This is a genomic window from Paraburkholderia sp. C35 (genome assembly GCF_003121405.1).
Lineage (GTDB): Bacteria > Pseudomonadota > Gammaproteobacteria > Burkholderiales > Burkholderiaceae > Paraburkholderia.
Genome location: NZ_QBUY01000024.1, coordinates 1 through 17,349 on the forward strand (window position 1 = coordinate 1; position 17,349 = coordinate 17,349).

Sequence of the window (17,349 nt, forward strand, 5' to 3'; positions counted from 1 at the left end):
CACGAGCGCGAGCAGGCGCTCAGACACGGTCCACGCGCGTGGGTCCGCGACGTGATTGGCCGTCGGCACGCCCGCCGACCCGATAGCGCGGCGCAGGTATTCCGTCATGGTTGCCTCGTGCGCCGTTTCCGGTGTGAGGCATAGCGCGACTTCGTCGCCGAATGCGAGTTCGCGCAATTGCACGTCGAGACGTGCGGTGCGCAGAGGCTGAAAGAGGATGGTCATGTGTTGTAGTAACTCGCGATATCGCGCCGATCAATCGCGTTGAGCGTCGCAACGGTCAACTGAACGGCAACATTGAGCACCGCGCCATCGCGCGAACGCGGGACCGTGATCGGCTTGGACATGCTCTCGATGACGATAGGCAGGATCGTTTGATCGCCGTATTTCATCGCGAGCAATTGCGGCGCGACAGACGGATAGATGGTTTCGAGCGGGCTTTGCTTGAGGCCGTTTTGCAGCGCGCCCGCGATCACGCCCTGATCGGCGAGATACGACGGAACGGCCCACTGTTCGAGCTGCGTCAGCGGATCGCGCACCTCGCTTTGCGGGTCCGTGAGCGCGCGAAAATGCGCGGTGAAACTGAACTTGATGGGCGGCATGCCCGAAAACACCTGCGTCGAATTGAGCTTCGTAATGCCGGTGCGGCCGGTCACGTCGCGCAGCGCCTTGCCGACGTCGTTGTTCGCTACGTTGTTGCCGAGCAGCGCCTGCAGGTCGGCCGTGAGCGTGCCCGTTTGCAGCATGCTCGACAGCGTCGGGATCTTCGACTCTGCGCCCGCACCCTCAAACGGACTATTCCAGTTGAACGACATTTCCTGCGAGCCGTCCGTGATCGGTGTGTGCACCTCAAAGCCGTCATCGACTACGAAATTGTCGGCCGACGATACGGTGCGCTTGGCGAAACTCTGTTCCCACCCTTGTCCCGATGAGGAACGCTTGACCGGGTAGAACACCGCGATCAGCCTGGGATTGAGGCCATCCCATTTCGAAGAAAGAACCTTGTATGTCGCCTGGCTTCCAGAGGACACCGAGGCGGCGGGCGATGAGTCATTGAACGACACGGCAGCAGTCCGGTAGGGGAGAGGGGAGAGCCGCCCCGCCAGAGGCAGGGCGGCGGCTCAGTCAGTCTTTACAGACCGGCTTTCGAGCGCATGCGCATCGACTTCATGCGCTTGATGGTTGCCGATGCCGAGTGCGACTTGCGCAGCATCTTTTTCACGGCGATTTTCTGCTTTGCCGACAGGCGAACCGTGCCCGACACGCGCTTGTTGATGCGCACCTTGTGACCGGCGCGGAACGCGACTTTCTTTTTGTACGCGGCGTCGAACATCACTTCGCCAGCGCTATCGAAGACAGCCGTTTGCGCTTCGTCATCGAACGCGAACGAATCGACGTCGTCAGCCGCCGATTCGTCATCCGTCGGCAGCGAGTCCGCGAGCAGGTCTTTCACGCGGTTAGCCGCGTCGTTGTCGCCGTCATCGAGCAGCGCTGCGCAATCGTCATCGGAGACACCCTTGCTGCTCAGGTAGTCCCAGATATAGTCGATCAGCACGGCAGCGACCTGCGATTCGTCATCGCTGATCTCGCCGTCCTTATCGACGTCGATTGCGCCGATGACCAGCATAAGCAGACGGTCGGCCAGCGTTTCACCGTCGCCGAGCGAGTCGGCATCCGTTGCCGCCCATGCCTGCACGATGGAGGCCGCCTTGATGCGCAGGTCCGTCGATGCGTAGCCGTTCGGATCGGCCGTCGAATCGTCGTCATTTGCGCCGTCGAACACCGTGCCTTGCGGCGCGGGCTTTGCAGGCGCAACCGGCGTGAGCGCCCGGCGCAGCATTTCCGAGGCCGGATGAATGTGATTGATGCTCATGATTTCCCTTTACTTGGAAACGGTTTGCGTGAGGTAGATCGCGCGTGCGACACCGTCGAAATGCAGCCAGTAACCGACGTCGATACGGTCGGCCGGACGCTGCACGTTGCGAGCGACGGTGAATGTGTAGCCGTCGTTGCCTAGCTCGTCGGATTCGACCAGCCAGTTCGAACTGCGCGCACCGTCAAACAGCGCCTTGAGGAAGTCATTCATCTTTTTCAGAGCGACTTCCATCGGGTTTTGCAGCGCTTCTTTGCCGTACTTCGAAATCATGTCGTCAATCGAGCCCGACATTTCCGAGACGGAAATCAGCTTGAGATACCCGGTCGTTTTCTTCGAGGTGATCGAATCGGTGAAAACGAACTTGCCGCCGCCGTTGTACTTTTCGTACAGCACCGGGTTGCAGCCTGCCGCCGCGAGGTCGCTCTTTTCGGTGATGTCATCGGGCGTCGTGATCTGCTTGACGCCGGTACGCGGCAGCGCGAACGCCTTACCCGCAATCGGGTAGTTCTTCGGCGCGAGGCCATTGGCGTTCGTCTGTGCGTTGCGTGCACAGCGCAGACCCGCCTGCAGGCCGCCCACGCCGATGATCGCCTTGCCGCCATTGACCGGGTCATCGGTCTTGAGCGGAGCCCAGTACAGGCTCACATACTCCGTATCGAGCCCAAGCTGCGCGATGAACGTCTGTGCGGCCGCGACCGTGAGGCCGCCCGGAACGTCGATGATGAACAGGCGGTTTGCGCGGATATTCAACGCGGCTTGCTTCGCGAGCAGCGCCACGGTTTGCGTGCCGCCGCTAATCATGTAGCCGTAGTCGTGCGTCGATTTTTCCAGAGCCGCGATGACGCGGTCATAGTCATCGTTCACGTACCCGGTTCCGCCTTCCGTGAACAGCACCATCACGCCGCTCGATGCGGTCTTTTGCGTGCCGTCCGTCGCGCGACCGTAGCAGTCTGCAAGTGCGGGAATGCTCGCGCCAGCGTATGCCGTCACTTCGATCAGGTCCGTCTGTTCCGCGATCAGCGAGCCGATGAAATAGTCGTTGCCGTATTCATCGACAGCAGCCGGGTCGAGCGAGCCCGTTTCCTGCAGGCGGATGGTCGTGCCGTCCGGGTCATAGATCGTGAGCGTGATTTCCTTGTTCGCGATCACTGCGCCGGTGCCGTCGGTTGTCTTCAACGCGCTCACGGTGTAGATCGAACCGTCGTTGTAGCATTCGAGGTCTTTCAGCGCGAAGACATACGCGTCCGTCGGCAGGGCCGGAACCGATGCGAACGACGATGCGCCGGTTTGCGAGTCGATGCGATAGACGAGATAGTTGTTGGTCGCGGTTTCCGGGCTCAGGCGGCACACGACAGCGTTACGTGCGCCGTTGTTGACGGCCTCGTAAGTCTGCACATAGGCCTCGTTGAGCGCGGACACGCGCAGCGATTCGGGCTTGCCGAGACGCCGCTTGATGTTGCCGCGATCCACCAGAAAAGGTGCATCAATCCGGCCGCGCTTGAAACGGCCAATGACCGAAATGACCTGATCGCTCTGATCGGTCACAAAGCCATCGGTTTCGTCGCGCTTCGGATTCAGTTGCACGCCCGGCTGATTGCCGAGCGAGCGGGTATGCGCGTAAAAAGACATGGTTTCCCCTTGATGCGTTTAAACCGTGCGGCTTGCCTTAGGCCGTTTCGCCCTTGTCGTCGCCCGTCGATTCAGCCGTTTCCGCCACTTCTGCCGTATCGTCGCTGTCCAGTTCCGTGACGTGCAGCGCGTGCGTTTCCGGGTCCGAGTCCTTTTCCGGCTTGTTGTGATCGCTCAGTTCGAGCAGGAACAGGCAATCCTGTTTCGCGCGCGTCAGTGCGTCCGCGTCCTGAATGTGGATCTTTTCCTTCGAACTGGCTTCGACATACGTGCCGCCGATCACACGCGGGATTGCCGTGTTGTTGACGATCTGCATGTGACGCGGGAACTGCGACGTATCGACGGTTTCGGCGATGGCCGTTGCAACGGCGGGCTTCTTCGGTGCTGCAGTGGTATTGCGCGGAGGCATTGCGGTTTCCTTATCGGAGCAGGTTGGGAAACGGCGGCACTAGCGAAAAGCCAGTGCCGCCGTCAGGTGCCCCGCGCACGGCGCGCGGAGCCGTGCGGGCTTACTTGAGGGTGGTAACCGTGATGCGAGCCGCGCCCTTGGTGGACATTTGGTGCGGGTTGACCGCGTTGAACGAGCGCGAGGTGAAGCCGTAGCCCGACTTGAGCGCTTCGGTCACGCCCAGTTGTTCGAGCATCGGTGCCTGAGCGTCGCCCATGATGATCGGGCAGCGTGCCGTCTGCGTCGAACGGCCCACGCACAGGATTTCAGCCGAGGAGCCGTCCGGTGCCTCGTTGACCACCTTCGGCGAGTAGTACACCTCGAACTGGCCGAACAGGCGGCCAACGCGGTAGATACCCGGGCGGTCCACGATGCCCGACGAAACGAACAGTTCCTGCGGCATCGAGCGGAATTGCGCCGCAACCGACTTCGTCACGTACAGGTGCGTGACGCCGTGATCTGCCGTGTCTTCGGCCATCTTCTGCGACACGAGGCCGAGTACTGCGGCGAAGTCCTGCCAGATTTGCGCACGGACCTTTTGCTGGATCTGCACGCTGTACTGGTAGTCGAACGTGGCCGTGTTCTGGAACTGGCCGATCATCTTCGCCTTGCGCAGCGCGTCGTAATGACGCTCCATCGCGAACTGGCCGCGCACCGTCAGCATGGCCTCTGCGCCTGCATCGACGCCGACTTCGTTCGCGAACTGCGAGCGAGCTTCCGGCGTGACTTGGTACAGCGCACGGTACGGCGACGCGAACAGTTGGAACATTTGCGCCTGCACCTGCATACGCGGCGTGACGCTCGCGTCCGCTTCGTAGTCCAGGAACGATTCAGCCGTAACAGCCGTGCCGACCGGGAAAGCAGGCGTGGGGGTAACCGTCACTTCGCCGGTGCCCGGCTTCACGATGCCCGACAGCGCGTAGTCCGTGCCGTTGAGGTTGATCGTGCCGACGATGGGAACCTGAGCGGCCGACGACGGGCCGTTTGCAACTTCCGTTGCTGCCACAAGGCCATTCACGTAGATGATCGAACGGCCGCGCAGCAGAATGTTTGCGTTGCCGCCGCCCGTTTGCGCCGTGAATGCGAAGTGATAGTCGGTCACACCCGCGCCCGCGTTCGGTGCCGTCAGCGTGGAGGTACGCGAGGAAGCGAGATACGAGCCGCCCTGCTTGATACCGTCCATCAGGTCGCCTTGGTTGTAATCACCAAAGTTCGAGCCTGCCTGGTGCGTCACGATGATGAGACGCGCCTCGTTCGAGCCACGGTCGGCAGGCAGATAGCCTGCAAACGGGCATGCTTCCGCGAGCGCGCCGAGAATCGCGACAACAGGCGCGTTCGGTGCGAGCGAAATCTGATCGTGGTGGCTGTTCGTCAACGAGTCGAACAGCGTATCGGCCTGATGCAGCGCCGACAGAATCACGTCGCCCGACGGCAACATGCCGTGCTGACGCTCGTACTGACGTACACCGTCGAACAGCGCGCCAACGAGGTCTTTCTCGCCGTCGGTGTTGCCGACCTTGCCGAGCACTTCCGTGAGGATTTGGGGCGTGTTGCCCGGTTCGTTTGCCAGTGCCGTGCCAGCATGCGTGGCCGCTGCCGCCGAGTCGAACATCGTCGTGCCCGAATCTTTTGCGACGTTCGCGACGGTGCTATGCACGAACTTTTCGATTGCCGACTGATCGGCGAGATTGAATTTGCCTGCGTTCGGAGTTCCGCTCATTGTCCTAACCTTGAAAGATGGTTTCTCAAACAAGAGCAAGGGAACTTGCTCTGATCGAGATTTCATTTTCAGAGCGAAATTTCAGGTGTCCGTGTCGAGTTTTCCTAAGTCACGAACACCTCTCACAACGAGGCGGGGTGGGGCTCTCAGACGATGCCGAGTTGCGCTTTCAACGAGTCGCGTTTGGTCGTTGCATCCGCAATCTGAGCGTTGAGGGCGGTAACTTTGTGCTGCAATACCGCCTCGATCTTTGGCGCGGCGGTGCGAATCGTGCCGGGCAGCGCGACCTTCTGGCGGGCCTGCTTCTGCTGAAACTTCGAGCGGCCCTTATCCATCGCCGCAACGATTTCCTTGATCGCGGCGGCGTGATCGTCGGGGTTCTTCAAAGGCAGCGATTGCCCGTTGAGGCGAACCTGCGCAACGTCGCCGGACGCGTTCACGCCAAAGCGCACCTGTTGCGAGTCGGAGAACGCGAACTGCACTTCGCGATACTCGACGCCAAGCGTCTTTTTCGTTTTCGGATCGACGTCCACAGTCGCGACCGTCGCACCGGCGCGCTGGAATGCACGCACCGCGTCCTTGATCGACTTGTCTTTGTGGGAGAGGTTGTAAATGTCGAAAATCAGGTTCTTCATGGTTGCCTTATGACTTGATCGGTGCGCCCGTCGTTGAGCCCGTCTCAGGGTGCTTGTGGCCGCTTACGCTCACGCCTGCGGCGGTCACGTCTTCGCTAAAGTTAGCGCCGCCCTGCACAGTGATCGCCTTGCCGCCGCCCGCACCGGCCTTGCCCGTCATACCGCCGTTAAACGTGAGCAGGCCGCCCACCGTGAGGTTTCCGCTCACGTTGGTATCGGTGCTGTCTACGTTCGTTGTCGTCGCCTCTACGTGCACGGTTTCGCCCTTCACATGCACGAGCGTGTTAGCGATGACCTCAAACGTGTTGTCAGCGTTGAACTGAAAGTTTGCGTGGAAGAAACGCCGCCAGTCGATGCCGTTTTCCTGATTCTTTGGCCGATAGCCGACGATCACCGGGTGACGGGTATCGCCCGCTTCGAACGCGATCCAGACGCGGTCACCGGCCTTGATGCGGATCTCCGTTTCCTCGCTGTTGTCGCCGATGGGATTGCACAGTTGCGCGAGCGGCATCACGGCCGCTCCATCGGTGAGGCCCGGAATGCTGATCCGGTATTGACGGCCCTCGCGGTCATCGTCAGTCACAGACGCGACGACAGCGGGCAGAAGTCCGCCGATCATGATGAAAGACTCCCAAGCCAGATACGGGTGTATTGCTGCTGCGCGTCGCCGCCCGTCCCGTTTTTCATCACCTGCGCGACGGTCATCGCGACAAGGGGCGTCCCGCGAATCGAGACGACGTCACCGGCGCGGATAGTAGGGCGCACCTTGCCGGTGATGACCCGGCGACGCACGAGCACACGGCCCATAGCGGCGAGCGCGCGAGCGCTCTTGCGCGGCGCGTATTCGGAGCGCTGCCACGGGTTATTACGCGGACCTGAAATGATCGAACCGTCGGCGGCAACGGAGTAATAGACGGGCACCTCATCGGCTACGATGAACTCGCTCACCACGCCCTCAGAGTCCACGCCGTCCATTGAATCGACGGGCACCTGTGCCATGAGGTCGCGCAGGCTCATCGACTGCAGAGAGCCGCCGCGCCACATAAGCACAGACGATTCCTCTTGCAGCACGCGGGCAATCTGAAACGTCGGAATGTTGCCGATCAGGCAGGCGCAGCCGCTCACCGGCAAGTCACCCTTGATGGGGACATTTGCGCCGCACGCTCGATAGATACCCGAAAGACTCGTGTTCTCGAAGGCGACAGCCTGGGAGCGCGGGCGCGCGACGTCGGCAATTGAATCCGGGTACGCGGTGATCGAAACGGCGTTGATCGGCTCTTTACCCTGCGGGCCGCCGCCGACATTCACAATGGGCTCAGTGTGGACAATGCGAAACGCAGTCGAGTTGACCGTGATGACGGCGTTGTCCTTGAACGTCGCGGCCGTGTCCTGCGTGACGCGCACCTGTGCCTCGAACGTGTACGGGATCGGTGCGAGGTCGGAGCGGAGCACGGCAGACAGGATCATGTCGCCGCGCATGTTGGCGACTTCGATCACTTGCGCGCCTCGTGCTCGCGGCCCTGTGCGTAGAAGCGATAGGACGCGCTATCGACCTCGCCCGCACAGTTCGCACAGACGTAGCGCTGGCGCAGACGACTCCCCGGCAAGATGGGCGTGAAAACGTGCGACGTGCAGGCGTCGAGCCGCGCGCGGTTCGCTTTCGCGGCTTCGGTGACGGCCGCGAGATAGGCGGCCGTGAGCATGGGAGTAGCGGGCTTTTGCATCACACAACTTCGACGGTTTGGGCGAACGCGAGACGCGGCAAGTCCTGCGTTTCATAGGTGCGAATGTCGGCCTCTACCTGATCGACCGTGCGGCCGTACACCTCAACGCCAAGCTGTTTCGATGCTTCGAGCGCGCGCGCGTTTTCACGCTCAACGTAGAGCATGAAAAGCGGGCGGATAACGAACCATTCGCCATCGGTGATATCGGAATCTTTCGATAGCTTCGACGTCGGCGCGGGGTAGGTCGGCACCTGCGCAGGGCGCGGCGCTGCGTCGAAAATCGTGCCGTTATAGCCGATCACCACTTCGGCGGCCGGGTCCGGCTGCGGACACGTCGGCGGCGGATCGACCATAACGACAGGGTCAACACTCGCGATGTGCGCATAGCCGAGATAGACGCGCGCAGCATTCACCGCCTGTTGGTTGTAATCGTCATCGCTGATGACGATGCCATAGGACCAACGGACGGTGTTCGCGAGTTCAACGAGCTTCACGATTAGATATTCCCCGGAATGTCGTCGCCGGTGTAATGGAAAAAGATCGTGCCGCTCAGGAGAATGACCTGCGAGCGGTTTTCCCAGTCGCGGTCCACGTCCTCGAACTGGATGAAACAGTCCGTGATGCGCCAGCCGCGCTTGTACTGTTCCATCGTGCCGTGATAGATCGCGGCGTCGAACCGGCCGCCATTCGCCTGCAGCGAGCGGATAAAGTTCTGAACGTGACCGTCTTCGGTTTCGTAAAACGCGATCTGACCTTGATGGTTGATCTTTGCCTGCTGCGACTGAAACGTTTCCGTGCCGAGCGGGCCGGGAATGGGGATTTCGCCGTTCGAGGACAGGACCGGCTGCGGGAACTGCTTGCAAAGCAAGCGCATGTCCTCGTAACCGACGGGCACAAACATGCCATCACTGCTGATGGCCTTGTCACCCATTGCCTGTACCGTGCCGAGTACCGTTTTAAGGTAATTGCCGGTGCTAATCATGTGCGTGTCACCTGAAAATGTTGGAGTGCCGATTGATTTTCAGGGCCGTTTCTGGCTTGACTCGCGCGTGTTTTCCTAAAGCTGCGGACGCAAAAAAGCCCGCTCGCGGCGGGCTTGGTGTGGGCGTTTTTGCCTGGCTTACATGCGCTTTAGAACCTGCTCGCGCACGTACTTCATGCGCGGGATGACATAGGCGTTGTCCTGTTCGGGCAGTTCGATCACATGCGCGCGCACAAGGTTCGCTTTCGCGCGGACCATTACGTCCGTCGGCTGAAAGTAGTCCGACTGTGCCAGCTTGCCGTCATGCTGAAGCATCACCACGCCCGCCGCTTCGAGCGCCATGCAGTATTCGACCTCGCGGGCCGGGCTCGATGCCGCACCGCTGAAATCTACGCCGGTCGTGCAGAGGTCGGCTTTCGTCGCGAGCGCCTGCTCGCCGCCGCTTTTATAGGTCGCCAGCGCGTCCTTTACTGCCCGGTCCAGATTCGCCTGATCGGCGAAAGCGGGCAGGGCGGCAAGGGCGAACGCGGCGGCGATGAACAGCTTTTTGTAGCGCATGGTCATTTCCACGTTGAAAAATTTTGGCGAGTGTGCCATGTGCCCTTACGTTTTCCTAGCCCCTTTTGCGGTTAACCCGACAGTCCGCCCGTTGCGATCTGCGCGAGGCGGCGGTTACCCAAGTCCTGCCCGACGGCGCGATCATCGGCAACGCGGACCTCTAGCGGCTTGTCGCTGTTGACCGGGACCGGAATCGAGGCCTGTTGCGCGGGCGGCGCAGCGGGCGCGGCAGGCACGGCAGCGACGGGAATCGCGGGCGGTTTCGGCGCGGCGGCGGCGGCCGTTGTCGCGATGGGCGGCGGTGCCGCCTGCGCGACGGCCGTGCCGGTGCCAAGCGAAGGCGTAGCGCTGCCCTGCGCCAGATACTTGTCGTATTTTTCGTCACGCACGTCGAGCCCGTTGAGCCCGCCGTTGAGTTTCCGCGTCACGGTCTTGACGTCGCCTGCGCGGGCAGCTTCCGAGAGTCCGCTTTTACTCTGCCAGTACCATGTCGCGAGCTGCGCCGCGACGGCCGGGTCCGCCGCGAGGTCCGGGTTATTCACAAGGTCGATGCCGAGCGCTTCGCCCGCCGCCTTATAGTTGGCCTTTCCGGTCAACTGCACGAAGCCACGGCCGCGATACTTGTACCCGTCGCCCGCTTCGGTGTTACCCATGCGCCCGCCGTAGACCTTGTTCGCGATGGCTTCCGGGCCGCCCGCTGCCGCCGCCTTGGCTTCGTCGTCGCTCTTGAAATACTTGCCGAACACCTTGCGCAGCGTCGCGGGTTTGTAGTTGAGGTTTTCCTCAAGGCTGCGGAAACCGCCGCTTTCGGTGTCCATCTGCGCCATAAACATCGCGCGCTCTTTCGGGTCGGTGATGCCCGCCTTATCGGCCGCCGACATGAGCGCGAGCTTGTTGCCCTTCGAGCCCTTGCCGAAAAGCCCCTTGCCCCAGTCGAGCGCGTTGCCTGCGGCCGTCGCGATGGGCGCGGCCATCTTGGTGACGCGCTCTTTGCCGTAGTCCACGGCGGCCTTGCCTGCATCGGCAGCGGCATCAACGCCTTTCTTCGCCGCGTCGATCACCGGCGCGGCGGCCTTCTTCGTCGCTTCGACGGCGGGCGCAACGACGTCCTTTGCCTTGCCGAGCAGCGCATCAATGTCCACGCCGAACTTGTCTTTCAGGAACGCCTTAGCGCCCGACACGATGGCCGTCCACGCGTCGCCGACGGTCTTTGCGACGCCTTCGAGCTTGTCGGTAACGGTCTTCCACGAGTCTTTAAAGAACCCGACTGTGTCATCCCATGCGCCGGTGATCTGCGCGCCGATCTTTGTCCAGTCGAGCGTAGCCAGCCAGCCGCCGACCAGTTCGCCGACCTTGTCGCCAACGACGCCGCCGATCATCGCACCAACAGGGCCGCCGATCAGGCCGACGGCACCGCCGACCAGCGCGCCGATACCGGACCCGGCACCCTTGAAACGGTCCTCGCGGTTTTCCTGCGCGGTCTTGTTCGGATCGTCGCCGCCCATGATCGAGGCGAGGGCAGAGCCGCCCGCGAACAGCGCGCCGAGCAGCGGCAGGCGCTTCAATCCGAACTTGCCGATTTTCATTGCACCGCCGAGCACGCTGCTCAACAGGCCGCCGCCCTTGCCAAGCAAACCGCCGCCCTTGCCGAGCAGGCCGGACAGTGCGCCGCCGATGCTGCCGAGCAGGCCGCCGCCGCTGCCTTTCTCACCGCCCGTCTTGTTGTCGATCTCTTTGAGCGTGCGAGTCTGCACGAGCCCGAACTCGCCCTGTTGATCTTTCGATGACTTCAGGACGTTGAAAATCTTGCGATACCACGATACGGCCGTGTTTGCGCCGCCGCCAAAGGCACGCGTTACACCCGCCTTGGTGAGCTTGCCAACGGCCGCCAGCGGCGTGCCTACGAGCTTGTGCACCTCTTTCGCGGCCTCTACCGACGGGTCCACCTTGTCAAAATCGCCGACGTCCGGCAACCCGATTTTCGAGCCGAACCCGGTGAGCGATTTGAGGCGCGAGAGCAGGCCGAAACCATCGCCGCCGCTGCGACGGCCGCCGCCACTACCGCCGCCGCTGCCGACGAAACGGCCGCTTGCGTCACGCTTCTGATCGCCGCGCGCGGCTGCTGCCGACTCTGCCCGCTTCTCTGCGGCGCGGTCGCTTGCCTGCTTGCGCGTCATCGAATCGACGGCCTTGGCAACGTCCGTCAGTTGTCCAGGCGGCGAGGTCGCGCTCGCGCCGGGCAGGAACCGGCCGCCCGCGTCGCGCGCGCGAGACTTCGCGAGGGCAGAGCGCACGGCCGATGCTGCCGCCGCCGTGACACCGGCCGACGGCCCCGCGAGCGCGGCGCGCGCCGGGCTCGATACCCGTTGCTGGCGCATCAACGATGCCCGACTACCCGATTTGAGCAGCGAGAGAATCGCGCTCGTGTCGGAATGCACGGCATCAATGCCGGATGCGAGCGAGGCCGTGTCGAGCGGCGCGTCCGCGATCAGAAAGCCTTTCGAATCGGTTTTCATCGTCAAGGGTTGTACATGAAGGTATCGAACTGCGTGAACGACAACTGGATTTCCTGCAGGCCGTCCTCGCCGCGATTCATTTCGGTTTCGAGCGTGCCGGGCCGCATCACCCATTTGCGTTCGAGCCCGCCAAAGCGCTGCATCACCGTGTCATTGACGGCCGCCTGTAGCAGGCGCACCTGTACGAGGTAATCGGCCGGAACGCCGAACGTGCCATCGTTGTGCGCCATGCCGTCAAACCGGGTTTCAAACCAGCGCTGGATAGAGCCGTAGGCGTCATCGAACGTGGTGATGCGCATTTCCGTGCGACTGCTGCCGTGCACGCTGTCCATCTGCGCGGAACCAACGTTGATCGCATCGGCCTCTGCTGTGCACGGCCCGATAGACACGCTCGTTGCGAACAGGTTGAACAGGCCTGAGGTTTTGCCCGCGACACCGTTACCGGGATAGAAGTCCAGAATTTCGAGAAAAAAGAGGTTCTTTTTCGCGTAGTTCGTGCTCTGCATTTCCTGAATGATCTGCCGCGCTTCGAGCGGCGTAATGCCGCCGAGCAGCGGATTGGCCGTTGCCTCAAACAGGAGTTGCGTCGCGGTGTCGCTCGTGAGCGCGTTGTTGATCCGCTTGCCAAGTGCCGTTTGGCCGAACGCATCGAGCCCCGCGCCGAGCAGGTCACCGCGCAGCGCTTTCGACAGCGCGCCCGATGCCTGAGGCGCGAGCTTGCCGACCGCGTTTTTAACCAGTGCCGTGCCTGCGCCGCCCACGGAAAAGCCGCCCACATTCAGGCTGTTAAGCCCGTTGAGCGCGCTGTTGACGTTGTCGAGCAGACCACCAGAGCCGGTGCTGCCGCCAAGCTGCGGGCGTTGGTTGATGTCATCAAAGCGCGACGAATTGGACCCTGCGCCCAGGTCGCGCGCGACCGCGTCAAAGATCGACATTATTCGTCCTCGCCAGTGTCCGCCGCGCCGGTCTTGCCGCCGCCGCGCCCGCCGAATCCACCACCACCACCGCCGCCGTCATCGGGCGTCTCTTTCGGCATGCCCTTAACGATGAGCTTCGCCTGATCTTCATCGAGCAGCGCGATTTTCACGAGGATTTCAGTCAGTGCCTTGTCATCAAGCCCAAGTTCGCGCAACTGCTGCAGCATCTGAACGAGCAGCAAGCCGGTATTCATGGCTTCCGTTTTCGTCTTCTGCCGCTCGCTTTCGAGTGCGCTGATTGTGCCGTAGAAGTTGACGTGCCACGGCCGCTCATCCGGCTCGAAAATGACGCCGTACTTTGCTTCCGTGTGGATGTTGATGATGTGATTGAAAAAGTCCGTGAGGCCAACACGGATGAGCCGCGAGCGTTCGGCCGCCTGCGCCGACGTGCGGAAAAAGCCGCCATCGCCCAGGCCGCCCGACAGCAGTTCGGAAAAGCCGAGCATCGAGAGGTCGCTGCCGATTGCGCCGGACAGCAGCTTGGCGTGAAAGAGCACGTCCTCAATGCTGATCGAGCCGGCCGGGCCACGGCCGCCGCCGTTCGTGAGCGAGCCGTTGATCGCCGTGAGTTGCTTCTCATCGGTGACCGGGATGATGTTGTACACCCGTTCGAGCACCGGCTTACCGCTCTAGATGGCGGCCTCTGCGCGGGCCTTGCTCGCGCGCAACACGTTTTTGATGTTCGTCATAAACGTGGTGCGCTGCTCTTTCGTCATGCCCTGCTGATTGACGGTCATCATGCTTTCGTCAATCGAATCGAGCACGCGCTGTCCAACGCGGCCGACCAGCGCGGCCGATAGCTGATCGTATGGCGATTCTGCAGCGTCGAGGAAACTGCCGCCGATCAGCGAGGGCATGAGCGGCAACAGGTGCAGGTTGTCCTCGCTCAGGTGCACGCGGATAGCTTTTTCCATCGCGCGCACCTGCGGGATATACACCATGCGCGGCATTTTCATGCGCGCCATCTGAAAGAGGTTAAGCCGTTCGGTTGCCTTCGCGCCGCTCGCCACAACAAAGCCGACGGTCGTATTGCCGCGTTCGTATGCGGTCACCATCGACGGGTGCACGAGTTCATCGACATAGACGTCCACCACGCCGCGCTTGCCTTCCGTATAGACGCGCCCGTAGGCGTCGCCATAGCCTGCGCCGTTGAATCCGACGGTGTACGCAATACGGTTGAAAATGCTGGAGAGGTCTTTCGCGATTTCGGCCGCGATCTTTTCTTTCTGCTTGTTGCCCTTGGCGGTCGGTGCCGTCTCGATAAAGACAACGTCGCCCGACGTCTCGTGACCGCCCAGGGCGGCCGTGACGTGCAGGCGCAGCGCGGTCGAAATGATCGGGTCGCCGATCATTTCAATCCACTTGAGGTAAATCTGCATCCGGTTGCGCGCGACGCGCTTGCCGGTGCCGAGCAGCATCGAGATAGTCAGCCCGTCCGTGAGGGCGTCCGATTGCTCAGTTTGCGAAATGGCGTTATTGCTGCCTGCGCGAGTCGGGAGAACCCGCGACAGAAAGCGTTTGGCCTTGCTGGACAATTCAGAAGTCGTTTGCATGGCATGGGCGATATGAGAACAGCGTCCATTGTTGACGCTGATTTTTCACCCGCCCGCCTGCGTTTTCCTCGCGTGCCGCCCAAAGAGAAAAGCCCCTGCGACGCTTATCGCAGGGGCTTTTCGAGAGCACAACAATGGATCAAACGCTAAACCCTTTCCGGGGTATGCCGATTCTGGCCGTTCGGCATATCGAGGCGGACCACCACAGTCACGACACGACGGGCAAACTATAACGCGTGCCCTTTGTGTAGGGAAGGGCCGCCTGCGTTAATGCAACACGCCGTATTCAATGATCTGCTCGATGGTCTGAAGTCGGCAAACCATCAGGTAGGGCAGCGCCCACGCGTTGCCGTCGGTTACGCGCAGGCAGACATGAGAGCCGAACGTCAATTCAAGTGACCGGCTATGCCCGGCCTTCTGCATCAAAAACAGGGTTTCGCGTTCCGACAGGGGGATTCGTTTTTCACGCGCAGGTTTGGTGTTCATCATTCGCCTTTGCTCGCGGGCGGTTGTCCTTCGCTGACAGGCAAAACGTGAACATCAAGAAAAATCTTGCTGAAACCTCCGACGGCGCGGTGCGCCGCGTTCTCGGACATTGACCATTGCAGCACCGTGAGCGGGCCGGTGTCGCCGTCGCCGAGTGCGGCGAGTTCGCTTGCGATAGTCGCATCGGCATACGCCTGCGCATCCGCGTATGCGTCGAGAGTCTCGCGAACACCGTCGATGTTTTTCTGCGTCACCTTGGCGTATCCACCGGGCGGTACTTCGCCGACAGGCGTTGCCGCGACGAGTGCCCACCATGCGTAATTCTCCATGTGGTAGCCATGCTTCGATCTGACGGCCTTGCGCTCGCGCACATTGTCACGGCGGCCGACGACGACATGCGTGTAAGGTCGCTCGCTCGTGCGCGTCGCGGTGATGCCGTCGGCGGTCGTGAATGTGAATTTTGTTTTCTTAGCCATGATGGGTGCGATTATGCCCGCGCGATGCGGGCGGGTTATTTTAGCTGCCGTAACCGGGAGACAGGCAACGTTCGGCGCGGCGCTCTGCGCACACGTCGGCGGCGGCCTGCCAATCCATGTCAATCTCTGCTGCTGCGTCCTCAGGCGTGCCACCGTCGCGGAAAATGTCGTCGCAAGTGCCTTCCTCATCCGACCCGTCGAGAATGTCGCAATCGAGGATTCTCTCTACAGTACGAACAAAGCGTTCGTAATTGCGGTCGCTCGCCGCTTCTGCGCGGGCCATCGTTGCCATGTTTTCCATGCCGTGCTCCCTACGTTGTTGGCCCGCCTTAGCGGGCGCGGAGGTTACTGGGAAATCCAGAGAGTGCGCTTTTTGAAGTCCGCCATAGTCTTGCGGTCCCACCCGTTGCTCTCAGTCACGTAGCAGCGAAAGCGTGCGCCTTTTTCAACCATCGTATCGCTCAGGCCGTTACGCGCGAGGTTGAGCGCGTCGCTCTGCGTGACTGGAACCGACCCGGTAATGCCGTCACGGTAGTAGTGTTCTTCGTCGCCCTCGATGCGGGCGTCGAGCCTGATCCCGACGAGGATGCTAAAGCCGCGTTCCTTGAACTTCACTACCTGCGCAAGTTCCGCAGGCGTCAGAAGTTTTGCGGTCGAAAAGTCATTACCTTGCACGGTCATCGCCGCGATCAGTTCTTTTGCCGTTGCCATTGTTGTGCCCGTCTCGTGTGGTGGAGACTCAATAGTATGTTGTCACGTTTCATTGTGCAAGCGATATTTTTACACACGCGATACACATTTTTCTTGTGTTCTTCGTCGGTGTGTATAGAATACACATTCAGCACTCGGAGACAACATGGATTCAAGAACATTGATTCGATTGCTGGAAGCGGACGGGTGGACGTTGGTAAGGGTGAAAGGCAGTCATCACCACTACCGGCACCCGACGAAGCCGGGCACAACGACGGTGAAGCATCCCGATAAAGACATACCGATTGGGACACTTAAAAGCATCGAGCGTCAGTCAGGCATGAAGTTCTGATGTACCGCCGGGCAGTAGCAAAGCCCGGCGGGTTTTTCACATACCTGGAGTGAAGCCGTGAAATTTCCTATCGCAATCCACAAAGATCCCGGCAGTAGCTACGGCGTGACGGTGCCCGATTTTCCGGGTTGCTTTTCGAGTGGCGACAGCATCGAGCAGGCGATTGAGAGCACGCTGGAAGCAATCGAGGGATGGGTTGAGGTGTCCATCGAATCGGGCGACGAAGTGAAGTTCGAGCCAACGCCGGTCGAGCAGTTGCGCGATAACCCGGACTATGCGGGCGCGATTTGGGCGATGGTCGATGTTGATCCGACGAAGTTCGACACGAAGCCTGAGCGCGTCAATATCAGCGTGCCGCGTTTCGTGCTCGTGCAGATTGATGCCTATGCGGAAAGCCACAAGGAAACCCGTAGCGGCTTTCTTGTGCGCGCTGCGCTCGAAAAGATGCGCGAGGGAGAGGCGCATGCCTAAGTCCACCGCCGATTTTAGACCTCGCACGAAGTATGGCGACAGGGCGGAGGTTGTCGGATGGGCAACCGATGACCCGAACACCTTCAAGGTAATCGCTGAAATCGTGAGCGACGGCAAGCCTACCGGGCTTCTGTTTTCAGGCGAGGGCACGAGCACGCCGAATGCCTGGGCGAAGGTGAAAGCGGAGGCGCTATCGTCGTTGTACAGCGGGGCAGGCCGCGAGCTTTTGATGCAAAAAAACCCCGCCTGAGCGGGG

General features: G+C 61.2%; 23 protein-coding genes and 1 pseudogene. 3 read left to right on the plus strand and 21 right to left on the minus strand.

Translation table 11 applies throughout. The features are described from left to right. The 21 genes and pseudogenes from DK391_RS16680 to DK391_RS16780 all read right to left on the minus strand — a co-directional run. Positions 1-225: pseudogene (locus DK391_RS16680) on the minus strand (hypothetical protein); the annotation flags it as partial. Then, complete coding sequence (locus tag DK391_RS16685) at positions 222-1,064, minus strand: hypothetical protein (RefSeq protein WP_162600820.1); 843 nt, start codon at positions 1,062-1,064, stop codon at positions 222-224. The gene DK391_RS16685 and the pseudogene DK391_RS16680, both read right to left, overlap by 4 nt. Before the next feature lie 68 nt (positions 1,065-1,132). Next, on the minus strand, positions 1,133-1,873 hold the full coding sequence (locus DK391_RS16690; RefSeq protein WP_109479083.1) for a hypothetical protein: 741 nt from the start codon (positions 1,871-1,873) through the stop codon (positions 1,133-1,135). Positions 1,874-1,882: 9 nt separating this feature from the next. Continuing rightward, positions 1,883-3,505: a hypothetical protein gene (locus tag DK391_RS16695; RefSeq protein WP_109479084.1), complete on the minus strand. Its 1,623-nt coding sequence runs from the start codon at positions 3,503-3,505 to the stop codon at positions 1,883-1,885. A 37-nt stretch (positions 3,506-3,542) separates the two neighbouring features. Continuing rightward, entirely contained in the window at positions 3,543-3,914 is a 372-nt protein-coding gene (locus tag DK391_RS16700) for a hypothetical protein (protein ID WP_109479085.1), read from the minus strand. Positions 3,915-4,014: 100 nt separating this feature from the next. Then, complete coding sequence (locus DK391_RS16705; protein ID WP_109479086.1) at positions 4,015-5,673, minus strand: hypothetical protein; 1,659 nt, start codon at positions 5,671-5,673, stop codon at positions 4,015-4,017. A gap of 146 nt (positions 5,674-5,819) precedes the next feature. Beyond that, complete coding sequence (locus DK391_RS16710) at positions 5,820-6,308, minus strand: hypothetical protein (protein ID WP_109479087.1); 489 nt, start codon at positions 6,306-6,308, stop codon at positions 5,820-5,822. 7 nt (positions 6,309-6,315) lie between these two features. Continuing rightward, complete coding sequence (locus DK391_RS16715) at positions 6,316-6,927, minus strand: phage baseplate assembly protein V (protein WP_109479088.1); 612 nt, start codon at positions 6,925-6,927, stop codon at positions 6,316-6,318. Next, the gene (locus DK391_RS16720; protein WP_109479089.1) at positions 6,924-7,805 is read right to left on the minus strand and encodes a hypothetical protein; all 882 of its coding nucleotides are present in this window, start codon (positions 7,803-7,805) and stop codon (positions 6,924-6,926) included. The genes DK391_RS16715 and DK391_RS16720 overlap by 4 nt, the downstream gene beginning before the upstream one ends. Then, complete coding sequence (locus tag DK391_RS16725; protein WP_162600821.1) at positions 7,802-8,032, minus strand: hypothetical protein; 231 nt, start codon at positions 8,030-8,032, stop codon at positions 7,802-7,804. The genes DK391_RS16720 and DK391_RS16725 overlap by 4 nt, the downstream gene beginning before the upstream one ends. Continuing rightward, a complete protein-coding gene (locus DK391_RS16730; RefSeq protein WP_109479091.1) occupies positions 8,032-8,526 on the minus strand; it encodes a hypothetical protein in 495 nt (164 codons plus the stop codon). Before DK391_RS16730 ends, DK391_RS16725 begins: the two co-directional genes overlap by 1 nt. A gap of 2 nt (positions 8,527-8,528) precedes the next feature. Next, complete coding sequence (locus DK391_RS16735) at positions 8,529-9,014, minus strand: hypothetical protein (protein WP_109479092.1); 486 nt, start codon at positions 9,012-9,014, stop codon at positions 8,529-8,531. 138 nt (positions 9,015-9,152) lie between these two features. Next, positions 9,153-9,572 (minus strand): hypothetical protein, encoded by a 420-nt coding sequence (locus DK391_RS16740; protein WP_162600822.1) that lies wholly within the window; start codon positions 9,570-9,572, stop codon positions 9,153-9,155. 71 nt (positions 9,573-9,643) lie between these two features. Next, complete coding sequence (locus DK391_RS45610) at positions 9,644-12,088, minus strand: glycoside hydrolase family 19 protein (protein ID WP_204117374.1); 2,445 nt, start codon at positions 12,086-12,088, stop codon at positions 9,644-9,646. A 2-nt stretch (positions 12,089-12,090) separates the two neighbouring features. After that, on the minus strand, positions 12,091-13,023 hold the full coding sequence (locus tag DK391_RS16750) for a hypothetical protein (protein WP_109479094.1): 933 nt from the start codon (positions 13,021-13,023) through the stop codon (positions 12,091-12,093). Beyond that, positions 13,023-13,682 carry a hypothetical protein gene (locus DK391_RS16755; protein ID WP_109479095.1) on the minus strand — a complete coding sequence of 220 codons (660 nt, stop codon included), beginning with the start codon at positions 13,680-13,682 and terminating at the stop codon, positions 13,023-13,025. The genes DK391_RS16750 and DK391_RS16755 overlap by 1 nt, the downstream gene beginning before the upstream one ends. A 12-nt stretch (positions 13,683-13,694) precedes the next feature. Continuing rightward, on the minus strand, positions 13,695-14,618 hold the full coding sequence (locus DK391_RS16760; protein WP_109479096.1) for a hypothetical protein: 924 nt from the start codon (positions 14,616-14,618) through the stop codon (positions 13,695-13,697). Positions 14,619-14,885: 267 nt separating this feature from the next. Continuing rightward, complete coding sequence (locus DK391_RS16765) at positions 14,886-15,107, minus strand: hypothetical protein (protein WP_162600823.1); 222 nt, start codon at positions 15,105-15,107, stop codon at positions 14,886-14,888. Further along, positions 15,104-15,580, minus strand: a complete 477-nt coding sequence (locus DK391_RS16770; RefSeq protein ID WP_109479098.1) for a hypothetical protein — start codon at positions 15,578-15,580, stop codon at positions 15,104-15,106. The genes DK391_RS16765 and DK391_RS16770 overlap by 4 nt, the downstream gene beginning before the upstream one ends. Positions 15,581-15,620: 40 nt before the next feature. Beyond that, positions 15,621-15,881 (minus strand): hypothetical protein, encoded by a 261-nt coding sequence (locus DK391_RS16775; RefSeq protein ID WP_109479099.1) that lies wholly within the window; start codon positions 15,879-15,881, stop codon positions 15,621-15,623. 44 nt (positions 15,882-15,925) lie between these two features. Further along, a complete protein-coding gene (locus DK391_RS16780; RefSeq protein ID WP_109479100.1) occupies positions 15,926-16,291 on the minus strand; it encodes a hypothetical protein in 366 nt (121 codons plus the stop codon). Positions 16,292-16,436: 145 nt separating this feature from the next. On the opposite strand from DK391_RS16780, the gene DK391_RS16785 reads away from it, so the two are divergent. Genes DK391_RS16785 through DK391_RS16795 form a run of 3 tightly spaced genes read left to right on the plus strand, consistent with a single transcriptional unit; the run spans position 16,437 to position 17,343 of the window. Next, positions 16,437-16,622: a type II toxin-antitoxin system HicA family toxin gene (locus DK391_RS16785; RefSeq protein WP_109479101.1), complete on the plus strand. Its 186-nt coding sequence runs from the start codon at positions 16,437-16,439 to the stop codon at positions 16,620-16,622. A 57-nt stretch (positions 16,623-16,679) separates the two neighbouring features. Then, positions 16,680-17,093 (plus strand): type II toxin-antitoxin system HicB family antitoxin, encoded by a 414-nt coding sequence (locus DK391_RS16790; protein WP_109479102.1) that lies wholly within the window; start codon positions 16,680-16,682, stop codon positions 17,091-17,093. Then, the gene (locus DK391_RS16795) at positions 17,086-17,343 is read left to right on the plus strand and encodes a hypothetical protein (protein WP_109479103.1); all 258 of its coding nucleotides are present in this window, start codon (positions 17,086-17,088) and stop codon (positions 17,341-17,343) included. The genes DK391_RS16790 and DK391_RS16795 overlap by 8 nt, the downstream gene beginning before the upstream one ends. The last annotated feature ends 6 nt before the right edge of the window (positions 17,344-17,349 follow it).